This window comes from Enterobacter sp. R-1.6.2 (assembly GCF_035064085.1).
GTDB classification, from domain to species: domain Bacteria; phylum Pseudomonadota; class Gammaproteobacteria; order Enterobacterales; family Enterobacteriaceae; genus Enterobacter; species Enterobacter asburiae_B.
Map to the genome: position 1 here is coordinate 29,056 of NZ_JASEYI010000019.1, position 12,226 is coordinate 41,281.

Here is a 12,226-nt window from a genome sequence, read left to right on the forward strand (position 1 = left end):
TATGCAGGCCGGGAGACTCAGAGACAGAATCACCGTACAGAACCTTTCTTCGGAAAGGGATAGCTCCGGGCAGCCCGTTGAATCGTGGCATGACGCCCCGGAGACATGGGCCGAAGTAAAAGGGATTAGTGGACGTGAACTGGTAGCGGCAGGGGCTGAAACCGCCATCGCTACTATCAGGGTGTGGACACGATTTCGCCGTGATATCACTGCTGCCTCCAGGATAAGGGTTGAAACTGGCCCGTTTAAGGGGGCTGTTTTAAATATTGTTGGTCCACCAATACCTGATTCTCGTGGTGTTCTTTTCGAAATTTTATGTAAGCAGGGGGCCGAAAAATGATTGAAACGAGCCTCGACTTCTCCGGTTTAAATGACATCGCAAAAGACCTTGAGTCGCTCAGCCGCGCTGAAAACAATAAGGTTCTGCGTGATGCCACGCGCGCTGGCGCCGAAGTGCTTAAGGAAGAAGTGATCGCCCGCGCGCCGGTGCGTACCGGAAAACTGAAAAAAAACGTGGTGGTGGTGACCCAAAAAAGCCGCCGCCGCGGGGAAATTTCTTCCGGCGTCCACATTCGTGGTGTTAACCCGCGCACTGGGAACAGCGATAACACGATGAAGGCGAATAACCCGAGAAATGCCTTTTACTGGCGCTTTGTGGAGCTTGGCACTGCGAACATGCCTGCGCATCCTTTTGTGCGACCCGCTTACGATACGCGCGAGGAAGAGGCCGCCAGCGTCGCCATTGCTAGGATGAATCAGGCTATTGATGAGGTGTTGAGCAAGTGAATGAAGATGATATCTACGCTTTGCTTTCTCCCCTGGCAGAAGGACGGGTATATCCCTATGTTGCGCCATTAGGTAGTGACGGGAAACCGTCTGTCTCTCCACCCTGGATTATCTTTTCCATCGTCGATGATGTTTCCGCTGACGTACTGTGTGGCCAGGCAGAGAGCAGGGTTTCCGTTCAGGTCGATGTGTATGCCACAACGATCACTGAATCACGATCCCTGAGAGATTTGGCGCTCGCATCGCTTAAGCAGTTAAACCCTACAGAGGTGGTAAAAATCCCCGGGTACGAGCCAGATTATCGGCTCTACCGTGCCACCCTGGATTTTAAAGTTACCCCCTGACAATTAATTCACCCAACGAACCCGCCTGATGGCGGGTTTTCTTTTTCCAGGAGACAGCTATGTCTGCACTTTATGAAAAATCGCAGCTGACGAAGATCCTTATTTCCTCCCTGCCAGCCACCAAAGAAACGATGGATTCCGCAACCTTCCTCGATCTGAGTTGCACCATCAAAGAAATTCAGTTCACCGGTGGTCAGAAGCAGGATATCGACGTAACAACGCTTTGCTCGACCGAGCAGGAGAACATTAACGGCCTGCCTTCTCCGTCAGAAATCTCTCTGTCCGGAAACTTCTACAAGAATCCGGCGCAGGACGCCTTGCGTGATGCGTATGACAACGATACGACCTACGCTTTCCAGGTAATCTTCCCTTCCGGCAAGGGCTTTAAGTTCCTGGCTGAAATCCGCCAGCACACCTGGTCTTCAGGTACCAACGGCGTAGTGGCGGCAACGTTCTCCCTACGTCTGAAAGGTAAGCCTGAAAATATCGAGTCTGGCTCCTGAGAGGTCGCATGAAGAATATTAAAAATCTCGCCCTGGCTAAGATGTCGGGTTTCCGTCATAAGACGGTCGCCGTTCCTGAGTGGGAGGGCGTCAAAGTGGTTCTCCGTGAGCCGTCAGGTGAAGCCTGGCTGCGCTGGCAGGAAGTGGTGAAAGCGGGTGCTGATGACGAAAATGTGTCGGTATCGGAAAAGGCGCACCGCAATCTTTGTGCTGACGTGGTGCTCTTCATTGACGTCCTGTGTGACACCGATAAGCAACCGGTATTCAGCGTAGATGAAGAAGAGCAGGTGCGTGAAATCTACGGCCCCGTCCATTCACGCCTGCTAAAACAGGCGCTTGACCTGATCAACAACGCGGACGAAGCGCGGGAAAAGTCTCAACCCCCGGCGTAAAGTTTCTGATGTCGCTTGCGCTCCGGATGGGGCGCACGCTCTCAGAGCTTCGGCAGAATATGACGGCAAGCGAGCTTCTGATGTGGATTGAGTACGACAGGCAAAGTCCGGTTGGCGATATCCGTGGCGACATTCAGGCAGCCCAGCTCGTCTCTGCCATCTACGGCTCGCAGGGGGCAAAAGTACCGCTGGACGATGCGATCCTGCGATGGGGTGGTGAAGAGCAATCAGAACCGAAGGACCCGTTTGCAGGACTTGAGGCTGCACTTACAGCTGCAACTCAGTGACTTTTTACCCAGAAAACATTAGGATTTTAGCCACTAATAATTCTGGAGATAATTTAATGGAAAAAATACTTCTGGGTGCTGCGTTAATATTATTGGCAGGTTGCTCTACCCAACCTGTAAATACAGAACAAGCCTCTATTGTTCCCCAAGAGAGGGTTTGGGATAAGAAGATAACAAGTAAGTCTCCAGAAACCGGTGTTGTAATAGTTAAACGAGACTCGGGATTTATTGGGAGTGCATGTCTTGCAAGTGTTTACTTAGATGGAAACCCGGTAGCTGATTTAAGCACAAGAGAAAAAGTAACACTGTATACAAAGCCAGGAAGACACATTTTAAGTGCAACTCCCCATGGGTGGTGTGCAGGAGGAATGGTTGAGGTGGGTGCAGATGTGGTTCTAGATAAAACATTAATTTATAGAATTGGTTATGGAGCTAATGGTGATTACAGGTTTTCACCAACAGCATTTTAACTATTTAAGTGAATAAGAAGCCCGCCGAATTGGCGGGTTTTTTAATGGGTGAAATATGGCTACGTTGCGCGAACTGATCATTAAGATTTCCGCCAATTCACAGTCTTTCCAAACAGAGATTTCACGCGCCTCGCGGATGGGGCAGGATTATTATCGGACTATGCAAAATGGTGGCCGTCAAGCCGCCGCCGCTGCGCGTGAAAGCGAAAGGGCGTTATCCGATCTTACAAACGGCTTTGCCTCTGCAGGAAGGGCTGCTGCTGCAGCTACGGCAGCATTTGCAACGGGCAAGCTTGTACAAATCGCCGACGAGTGGAATTCCGTAAACGCGCGCCTCAAACAGGCATCATCCTCTGCTGATGATTTTGCTGCTTCCCAGCGACAGTTAATGGAAATCAGTCAAAGAACAGGAACGGCGTTTTCCGATAACGCAAACCTTTTTTCACGCGCAGCTGCTTCAATGCGTGAATACGGGTATAGCTCTGACGAAGTTCTGAAAATCACAGAGGCCGTTTCAACCGGTCTTAAGCTTTCCGGGGCAAATACGCAGGAGGCAAGCTCGGTTATAACCCAATTCAGCCAGGCTCTGGCGCAAGGTGTTCTTCGCGGTGAAGAATTTAACGCCGTTAACGAAGCGGGTGATCGCGTAATCCGAGCTCTGGCCACCGGAATGGGCGTGGCTCGAAAAGACCTGAAAAGTATGGCTGACCAGGGTCAACTTACAATTGATAAGGTTGTTCCAGCTCTAATGGGCCAACTTGGCGCATTGCAGGGTGAATTTGCCAGCATGCCGCAAACCGTATCCGGTTCCCTGCAAAAAGTGACAAACTCATTCATGGCCTGGGTTGGTGGTGTCAACCAGGCTACTGGTGCTACCGATGCGTTGTCTGGTGGACTGGATAATGTCGCACAGACGCTTGATTCTTTTACCTCATCAGCAGTGAGCGGTGCGCTCAGTGAAGTTGCTGACAATATGTCCACAATAACAACAGTAGCTGGTGCGCTTGTTGGCGTTGGGTTGGCAAGATACCTCAGCGGAGTTGTAACCAGTGCCACGAGTGCAACTGGTGCACTAATATCCGCCGCTAAGTCAGAGGTTGCTCTTGCTGTCGCGCAGGACAAAGCGGCTCAGTCTGCTGTTGCGGCTTCCAGGGCTGAAGTTTATCGGGCTCAGCAAGCAGTACAGAGTTCAAGAAGTGCAGATGTTCAGGCAGCTCAGCAAGAGAAAGTCGCGGCAGCTGAAGCAAAAGTCACTGCTGCCCATACAAGACTGACTACCGCTCTTGCCAGCGGTACAGCTACGGAAAAGGTGAGAGCCAGAACAGCACTTGAACGTGCGCAGGCAGGGCTGGTAGCAGCTAAAAATGCCGACGCTCAGGCTGTCGCTGAAAGACGGCTGGCTGCCGCTCAGGGTGCCTTAAACCGTAACCTCTCAAATCGTGTTTCGACTCAAAGTAATCTCAATAGCGTGACATCTGTCGGTACTCGGCTCATGAGTGGTGCCCTTGGTCTCATCGGCGGAGTTCCTGGTTTGGTAATGTTGGGTGCTGGTGCCTGGTATGCGATGTATCAAAATCAGGAGCAGGCTCGGCGTTCTGCTCAGGAATATGCAAGTCAAATTGACGAGATTAGAGAAAAAACATCTCGCATGTCCTTATCGGAAACAGATGACAACCGGGGTAAGACTGTTGGAGCGCTTGCCGAACAAAATCGTCTGATTGATGAGCAAGCCAGGAAGGTTGGTGATCTGAAGTCTCAAATTGATGATCTTAATGCCTCTCGTGGTAAACCGGGCATTAACAGCGAGAACGATGCAAATATTTTAAGAGCTATCGCTATTGTTACTGATCAACTCGCGGTTGAAGAGGGAAAATTGAATGATATGCGAGATAAGTCTCGCGGGATTCAGCAGGCCCTTGAAGAAATAGAGCGGCGTCGTAACGATTTGATACGCGAGCAAGCCTGGCGTCAAAATGCTGTATATCAGTCACTGATCATGATGAATGGACAGCATACGGAATTTAATAAACTTCTGGGGGTGGGTAATCAACTCCTCATGGCTCGACAGGGCCTGGCTAACGTTCCGCTCAGACTTCCTCAGGCCGACCTCGACAAAAAACAAACTGATGCCCTCGAAAAGAGCCGCCGGGATCTGGAGTTGTCACGCCTGAAGGGTGAAGCAAAAGAGCGCCTGCGACTGAGTTATGCAGCCGATGACCTGGGGTTAACCAGTGATCCGCAATTCCAGACAGGCCGTCAGGAGTTGATTAATAACGGTCTTGCTGAATGGCGGAATAATGAGGCCAACAAACCTAAGGCGAAGGGCGGTAAAACCGAAGGCGAGAAAACCGAGGATGTGTATAAGCGCCTTATCAAGCAGCAAAAAGAGCAGATCGCCCTGCAAGGTCAGAATACTGAACTGGCGAAGGTTAAATACCAGATCAGCCAGGGGGAACTTGCTTCTCTGACAGAAGCCCAGAAAAAGACGGTATTGCAAAATGCTGCGCTGATTGATCAGCAAAAAATTCGTGAACAACTGGCAGCGTATGAGGCAAACCTTGCCGATGCTAACGCCAGCTCGCGTGCATCAAACCAGGCTGAACTCACTGGATACGGGCAAGGGAGCCGTATGCGTGAGCGTATGCAGGAAATGCTGCGTATCAGGGATGAATTTCAGCAGAAAAACGTTGACCTTCAGCGCCAGTATCAGTCCGGTGATATCTCTGAGGAACTGTATCGCCAGGAGCTGGCACTGAATAAACGTTATCTCGATGAACGCTTACGCGATCAGGAGGGTTTCTACGCTGCGTCTGATGCCCAAAGAAGTGACTGGGCTGCTGGGATGCGGGAGGGTTTTGCTAACTGGGCAGATACTGCTTCCGATTATGCCTCACAGTCAGCAGACCTGGTGAACAATACCATGTCTGGGCTGGTGGGGAATATTTCTGAAGCGCTGGCCGGTAACAAAGTTGACTGGGAGGACTGGTCAAAATCGGTACTGGCATCCATGCAGAAAATTATCCTTAACGCGATGATCGTCAATTCGCTGCAGTCTTCTATGGGCGGTGGTGGATTCCTGGGCGGATTGTTTGGCGGCTCTGCTGGCGGGTCCACACCGTCTGGTTCTTACAACTCGGCGGCATCAGGTCTTCAGCTCAACGCTAAGGGAGGGGCTTACGCTTCCGCCAGCCTCAGTGCTTACAGTAACAGCATTGTCAGATCACCGACATACTTTGCTTTTGCGAAAGGCGCTGGGCTGATGGGGGAGGCTGGCCCGGAAGCCATCATGCCACTCACACGCTCTGCGGATGGTTCGCTCGGTGTCCGAGTAACCGGGGCGCAAACCGCACCAGCGGGAAGTGGTGAAATCCATATTACCCAGCATATCAATGTCTCTGGTAACGGTGACGCCGCGCTTAATCGTGCCATGCAGGAGGCCGCGCGTCAGGGTGCTGCCGATGGCGCTAAAAAAGCGCGTCAGGACATGCTGAGTGATTTTCAGACCAACGGTCAGGCCAGGAGGATGCTTGGCGTTTAATGGTACTTATTGTGTTATTAATGAGCCGAAAGGCAGGAGTAATTTATGAAGCCAAAAAAGAAATATAATGGAAGCAGGAAAGATTATATAATTTCTGATAATACGACCTGCAAAAAACAGGTCGTGGTCATGCAAATTAAAAAAGACCGTATTCTAATTTCAGAAAATGGTATCAGCCTTCTTTGTTTGTCAGCGTTTTGACCATGGCTCCTAGTTGAGCAAAGGCCAACTGAGTCTTATCGTTCCCGACGTTTTGTTCATAAACCCTATCAAGGTTTTTCAGAAGTTCATGACCAAACCCTGGGATATGGTCATCAAGCGTTCTGGCTAAAACTGCATAAGCAGCGCTATGGACGTAAATAACAGTTTTGTCGTCAGGAAGTTCTGTTCCCGCTGATAGCGATTTTTCAAAGTTGTAATTCATATAATTTCCTTTAAGAGGTTATCAACCATCCCTCCTGGTTAAGTTCGACAGCGTCCCACCGCTGTCGGGCTGAGTTGCCAACATAACCAGGTATTTAAATCAGTAACATCCTGATAAACGATCAGTATATTCAACATCGGGAGTAATTAAGAATGGCTGTGCTTGAATGGCCTGAAGATGTATGTCCGGCGTCGCTGACGTGGCGGCCGGAAAGTAACACAAAAACATTTCGTTCCCCGTTTAATGGTGCATCACAGACCGTCCGTTTCCCCGGCACCCGCTGGATCTGCTCCCTGACGTTTAGCAACCTTACAGATGATAAATCCCGGCGCATCGATGCGCTGGTGGCCGATCTGGATGGTGAATATGGCAGGGTGAAGATCAGCGACTGGGGGCGGGGGGGCAGGACGCCAGCCGGAAATCCGGTGGTTTCTGACGCGAACCAGACCGGTACGCAGCTCGGCAGCAAGGGCTGGACACCAGGTACACTGGTACTGCGCACCGGTGATTACTTTACCGTTAATGACGAGCTTAAGATGGTCACCGCCGATGTGACCAGCACTGCTGCAGGAACTGCCGTTATTCCCTTTGCGCCTATGCTGCGCGCCTCTCCCCCTGCCAACGGAAAAATCGAAGTCGCTAAGCCATACGGCATTTTCAAGCTGAAGGATAACCAGCAGGGGGCAGGTAACCGCGTGCCTGGCATTTTTACCAGCTACACGCTGGAGTTTGAGGAGGCTTTCTGATGCTGTATTCCCCGTTTTCTGATTCGATGGTGGACTGGCTATCCCGCGACAGGGTTACCGCCGTGCTGGCGGCCAATGTCCAGTTTGAGTCCGGTACCGCCTACGTGCATTCCGGTACCGGCACGCTGGTGCTGGGTGGTTATGTCTATTACGGCATGGGAACAATGGGCGCCATCGATGATGTGGGCGAAACCAACACGACAAGCCCGACGCAGCTCAGGATGACGCTATCAGGGCTGGATATGTCGCTGTTTGCTAAAACGCTCAATGAGCGCTGTGTGGGAAGGCCAGCGGAGCTGTATCTGGTGGCGATGGATGATAACGGCGTCGTTCAGGTTGCAGACCTTATTTTTAAAGGGAAGGTTTCCGGCACCGGGGCAACGGCGGGTGAAACGAATGCCCTGCAGTACACCGTCAGTAATATTTTTGAGGACTGGCAGCGACCGTTCCCGGACCGCTATACCGACGAGTCACACCAGGCCACCCAGCCAGGCGACCGCATATTTCGTTACGTCGCGCAGATGGCAGAACGTTCAATTTACTGGGGCAGCAAAAAAGATGCGCCAGGGTTTACCTATTCGTGAGGAAGCATGAAGCATCCAGACTGGCATAACAGATTAATCGCCGTAATAAGGGCCGCTGAAAAGCGGCCTTTTTTATGGGGCGAACATGACTGCTGCCTGTTTGCGGCAGATTGTGCTGAAGCGATGACCGGGGATAATTTCGCCGAAGGCTGGCGTGGGACCTACGACAGCGAAACGGGTGCAAAAAAGGCGCTGCTGCGCGGTGGCGGATCACTTGAAAAGGTGCTGGCTAAATACCTCGATGAAGTGCCGGTGAAGATGGCTCAGCGCGGAGATATCGCAGTAGTGGAAAATGCGGGTACCCGATGCGCCGGGGTAATTTACGGTGGTGCAGTGTGGGTGCCGGGTGAAACTGGGCTGGTTTGCCTTCGGATTAAGCCCCTGAGTACGTGGAGGGTTCGCTGATGCCTGCTGCAATCCCTATCATCGCGACGGTAGCCGCTGGCGCTGCGGCAGCCAATGGAGCCTACGCTATCGCAATGGCAATTACCATTGCCGCTCAGGTCGCCACACAGATGATGACGAAGAAGCCATCACTGGGGTCTTACCGGGACACTGCAGAACGTAAGCAGGTACTGCGCGCGGCTGCCAGCCCTAAAACGGTTGTTTATGGCAGGACCGTATCTGCAGGCACTCTGTTTTTCGCTGAAGAACAGTCTGGCGAGCAGACTGATGGTGAATGGGTTCACCTTGCCATTACTCTGGCGGGACACCCAATATCAGGCACGGGCACCATTTACCTGGGCGATGACGATATCGGCTCCTATGGTGAGAGCGCTACGTATGAAGTGCATATCGATCGCCAGACAGCAGATCCGTTTATGCTGGCAAATTGCCCGTCGTGGAAAGATGACATGATCGGCAAGGGGATTTCCTGGCTGCGTCTGTCTCTGAAATACAATGCTGAGAAATTCCCGTCCGGCATCCCGAACGTGAAGGTTGAGAAGACGGGCCGGAAAGTATACGACCCGCGCACCGGCCGCACGGAGTACAGCAACAATCTGGCGCTGTGCGTGCTGGACTATTACCGGAGTTACCTGAAAGTCGCTGATGCTGATATTAACTGGGATCAGTTTCAGGAGGCGGCCAACATCTGCGACGAGCTGGTGACTAACGGCGACGGCACGACGGAAAAGCGTTACACGCTGAACGGGGAATTTGACCTTAGCGAAAATAAGGCGAGCATTCTTGAGGCGATGCTGACAGCTGGCGCAGCAGAGCCAACCTATATCGCCGGTAAACATGGCATCCTCGTTGGCGCGTATTATGGCCCCGCAACCGAAGTTATTACCGAGAGTCAGCTGGCCGGTGATATCGAGATCATGCCTGAGGTGTCACAGTCAGAGCGCGTTAACACCATCAGCGGTACGTTTGTTGATCCTAAACAGACATACTCTGAAGCCGATTTCCCCTCAGTATCTGTGAGCGAGTGGGTAACCGAAGACGGCGTGGAGATATCGCAGGATCTTAAGCTGCGTTTCGTTACGTCTGAATTTCAGGCCCAGCGCCTGGCGGACATCAAGCTCAAGCGGACCCGCATTTCCCGCACAATGAATCTCACGCTGAACCTCAGTGGGTACCGTTACCGCCCCGGTATGTACGTAAAAGTTAATTTTCCCTCGCTTGGGATCGTTAACGTTGAGATGCGCGTGACAGACTGGAAATTTGGCGTGCAGAACGGCGTGCAGATTACGCTAAAGCAGGAAACCGCTGACGTGTGGGGTGATGCCATTGGTAAGCCGATCGATCGTCCTGATTTTACCCAGCTCCCTCCTGGTGGAGTGGCTCAGCCTCAGAACCTGCGATATACCGTAGAGGAAATAGGTCAGGTGGTGCAGGGCGTGCTTTCCTGGCAGAACATCGGGCAGTTTGTCTATAACCAGGTGGTCATCCGCAGGAATGGACAGCCAGTGCTGACAGCTCAGGTTCCCGGCTCGTTCACGCGATTAACCGGTTTGCTGCAGGATACCTATACAGCCCACGTCACCGCCGTTAATCAGATGGGGGCATCATCACCTGAGGCTTACCTCGAATTCAGCATTGAGGCACCGCCTCCGCCGTCAGGTGTTACGGTGGAGCAGGCATTTTTTGCCGTGATGCTTATTCCCCGCCTCGCAGCCGTGACAAACGTCTCCACCCAGTTTGATTTCTGGACGTCAGGTGAGCAGCCGCTTGCTAACGCTGATACGGCGACAGTGGAGGCCGGAGCCACGCGCGCGGGTATGGGCACGACATGGACCAGCCACAACCTGAAAAACGGGCATACCTATTACTGGTATATCAGAACCATCAACGCGTTTGGTGCGTCTGCCTTCGTCGAGGTGGCCGCGCTGTGCCAGACAGATACCGGTGAACTCATCGACATCATTGATGATTCTGTTCGTGATTCTGATGCTTTTAAAAATATCTCGGAAGGTGTGGACACCAATCTTGAAGCTGCCATGCAGAATTCCCTGGCTAATCACGGTACGGTTGAACATCAGTACCAGCAGTTAGGCGAAGTGCGCGCTGATGTTCTGGTTGTTAAAACGACAGTGGCTGAAGTTGATCACGCTCTTGCTGATTTGTCAGAGTACGTTCAGGCGCAGGTCGGGGATTTAACCGCCGCGGTTAACCAGAAAATGACGGCAGAGGTGAACAGTGATGGAACCGCAAAGGCATCGTATACGCTGAACCTTGGGATCGTTCGTAATGGCGTTAAATACAACACTGGTTTTGGCATGTCGATTGAGCCATCCGGCGGTACCTATAAATCTACAGTGGTCTTTGCTGCCGATCAGTTTGGCATCTACTCGGGAAGCGATCCGGGAAATTACCAGGCTGCATTTTTTGTCTATAACGGTCAGGTGTTCATCCGTGATGCCTTTATCCAGGATGGCAGCATTACTAACGCGAAGATTGGGAATTACATCCGATCAACAAACTATGTCGCTGGTCCCGGCGGCGCAGGCTGGAACATTGATAAATCAGGGAACTGCGAGATGCACGGCGCGCTGTATGCCGCCAGCGGTAATTTCGCGTTCACCGGGAACGGTAATGGCGTCACGATTGACGGAAAGGGCGTAAAAATTGATCTCGGCGGCGGTAACCTGATTGTTCTTGGAGAGTGGTAACTATGCCAAAAGGATTGCGTATTACCTACGCCGATGGCGGCCCGGCAATGGAAATAACTGCCGGGCTTCGCTGCCCTTCGTTTTGCCAGAACGTCAGCGAAGCATGGGATGTTAACCAGTACACGATTAATCAGCGCGTGGATGGCAGCCAGATCGTCGTTATCCCGCGTAATACCGTTTACAAACTTAACAGGGGTACAAACCTCATTCCCACGATCGGCATGCTGGATGGATTTACCGTATCAGGTAATACCATCACCATGAATACCTGGTGGAGTGATAACTGGGGGCGCGCAAAAACCTTTGACGCGTCTATCTGGCAAATACTTCCTGCCTCGTCCGGGAGAGGGCTGCTGATTCAGGACAGCACGGATTTCCTCTCAATCACTGATGCCACGATGTCGGGCTACTGCGTCTGGCGCGGCACTGTCACTTTCACCGGGAGCTGGGCTACACCAACGACAAATATCTCACGCGACCGCTATATGGTGTTCGCAAAATGGAGTGCTGATAACGTCACCATCGAATTCGACGGCTCGAATATTATTGCCACAATCGACCATGCCGGTCTCGATCAGGATGCGACCGTTACCATGCAGATCGCTATTTTTGCCAGTGGCGTAAGCCCAACCCCTGGAAGAGGCCTGAATATCATTAAGGGTGGAGTCTGCGTGTTCTCTACCACCCGCAGGCCGTTCGTTTACCGGAACCAGACCTATGCGCCGTCATGGGGGAATACCGACATCGGCGATCGCATGATACTGCTCGGCCGTTATGGCTATAACAGTGAGGTCTACACCGGCTGGGACTACCTGAAATGGGCTGGACTGATCCGCAGCGGCAATCTGGTGCGCGCCGGAAGGGGAAGAAATGCCGCTTCATGGACATCGCAATACAGTGTGGTAGGGCGACGGCTGACAAGCCTCTCTATCCCCATCATTGATGCAATTTACTGACAACCAGCCTTGGCGGAGCTTTTTGTTGATAGAGTCGGGAGTAGTATGAATGCCGTTAATTGACTGTTAAGGCCTACGGAAAA

At 52.1% G+C, this 12,226-nt stretch carries 13 protein-coding genes and 1 pseudogene; 13 read left to right on the plus strand and 1 reads right to left on the minus strand.

Features of this window, described 5'->3' with window-relative positions; all coding sequences use genetic code 11:
• Position 1: 1 nt before the first annotated feature.
• From QMN93_RS18870 to QMN93_RS18905, 8 genes and pseudogenes are all read left to right on the plus strand, one after another.
• A complete protein-coding gene (locus tag QMN93_RS18870; protein WP_207168136.1) occupies positions 2-340 on the plus strand; it encodes a phage head closure protein in 339 nt (112 codons plus the stop codon).
• Positions 337-786: an HK97-gp10 family putative phage morphogenesis protein gene (locus QMN93_RS18875; RefSeq protein ID WP_207168137.1), complete on the plus strand. Its 450-nt coding sequence runs from the start codon at positions 337-339 to the stop codon at positions 784-786. Before QMN93_RS18870 ends, QMN93_RS18875 begins: the two co-directional genes overlap by 4 nt.
• Positions 783-1,130 (plus strand): DUF3168 domain-containing protein, encoded by a 348-nt coding sequence (locus QMN93_RS18880; RefSeq protein ID WP_175136034.1) that lies wholly within the window; start codon positions 783-785, stop codon positions 1,128-1,130. Before QMN93_RS18875 ends, QMN93_RS18880 begins: the two co-directional genes overlap by 4 nt.
• Positions 1,131-1,189: 59 nt before the next feature.
• Positions 1,190-1,609: pseudogene (locus tag QMN93_RS18885) on the plus strand (phage tail tube protein); the annotation flags it as partial.
• Between the two features lie 32 nt (positions 1,610-1,641).
• Entirely contained in the window at positions 1,642-2,025 is a 384-nt protein-coding gene (locus QMN93_RS18890; RefSeq protein WP_001549114.1) for a phage tail assembly chaperone, read from the plus strand.
• Between the two features lie 8 nt (positions 2,026-2,033).
• Positions 2,034-2,312, plus strand: coding sequence for a DUF4035 domain-containing protein (locus QMN93_RS18895; RefSeq protein WP_182383364.1), 279 nt, complete (start codon positions 2,034-2,036; stop codon positions 2,310-2,312).
• A 56-nt stretch (positions 2,313-2,368) separates the two neighbouring features.
• On the plus strand, positions 2,369-2,782 hold the full coding sequence (locus QMN93_RS18900; RefSeq protein WP_182383365.1) for a hypothetical protein: 414 nt from the start codon (positions 2,369-2,371) through the stop codon (positions 2,780-2,782).
• A gap of 55 nt (positions 2,783-2,837) precedes the next feature.
• On the plus strand, positions 2,838-6,320 hold the full coding sequence (locus QMN93_RS18905) for a phage tail tape measure protein (RefSeq protein WP_323619732.1): 3,483 nt from the start codon (positions 2,838-2,840) through the stop codon (positions 6,318-6,320).
• Positions 6,321-6,492: 172 nt separating this feature from the next.
• Here QMN93_RS18905 and QMN93_RS18910 read toward each other — a convergent pair whose 3' ends face one another.
• Positions 6,493-6,744 (minus strand): hypothetical protein, encoded by a 252-nt coding sequence (locus tag QMN93_RS18910; protein WP_323619733.1) that lies wholly within the window; start codon positions 6,742-6,744, stop codon positions 6,493-6,495.
• 152 nt (positions 6,745-6,896) lie between these two features.
• Here QMN93_RS18910 and QMN93_RS18915 point away from each other — a divergent pair, with 152 nt between their 5' ends.
• The 5 genes from QMN93_RS18915 to QMN93_RS18935 are packed head-to-tail and all read left to right on the plus strand — an operon-like array spanning position 6,897 to position 12,143.
• Positions 6,897-7,490, plus strand: coding sequence for a hypothetical protein (locus QMN93_RS18915; protein WP_323619734.1), 594 nt, complete (start codon positions 6,897-6,899; stop codon positions 7,488-7,490).
• On the plus strand, positions 7,490-8,074 hold the full coding sequence (locus tag QMN93_RS18920) for a hypothetical protein (RefSeq protein ID WP_063144001.1): 585 nt from the start codon (positions 7,490-7,492) through the stop codon (positions 8,072-8,074). The genes QMN93_RS18915 and QMN93_RS18920 overlap by 1 nt, the downstream gene beginning before the upstream one ends.
• A 6-nt stretch (positions 8,075-8,080) precedes the next feature.
• A complete protein-coding gene (locus QMN93_RS18925; protein WP_323619735.1) occupies positions 8,081-8,479 on the plus strand; it encodes a hypothetical protein in 399 nt (132 codons plus the stop codon).
• Positions 8,479-11,187, plus strand: a complete 2,709-nt coding sequence (locus QMN93_RS18930) for a DUF1983 domain-containing protein (protein WP_323619736.1) — start codon at positions 8,479-8,481, stop codon at positions 11,185-11,187. The genes QMN93_RS18925 and QMN93_RS18930 overlap by 1 nt, the downstream gene beginning before the upstream one ends.
• A gap of 2 nt (positions 11,188-11,189) precedes the next feature.
• Positions 11,190-12,143 carry a DUF6453 family protein gene (locus tag QMN93_RS18935; RefSeq protein ID WP_182931107.1) on the plus strand — a complete coding sequence of 318 codons (954 nt, stop codon included), beginning with the start codon at positions 11,190-11,192 and terminating at the stop codon, positions 12,141-12,143.
• Positions 12,144-12,226 lie beyond the last annotated feature (83 nt).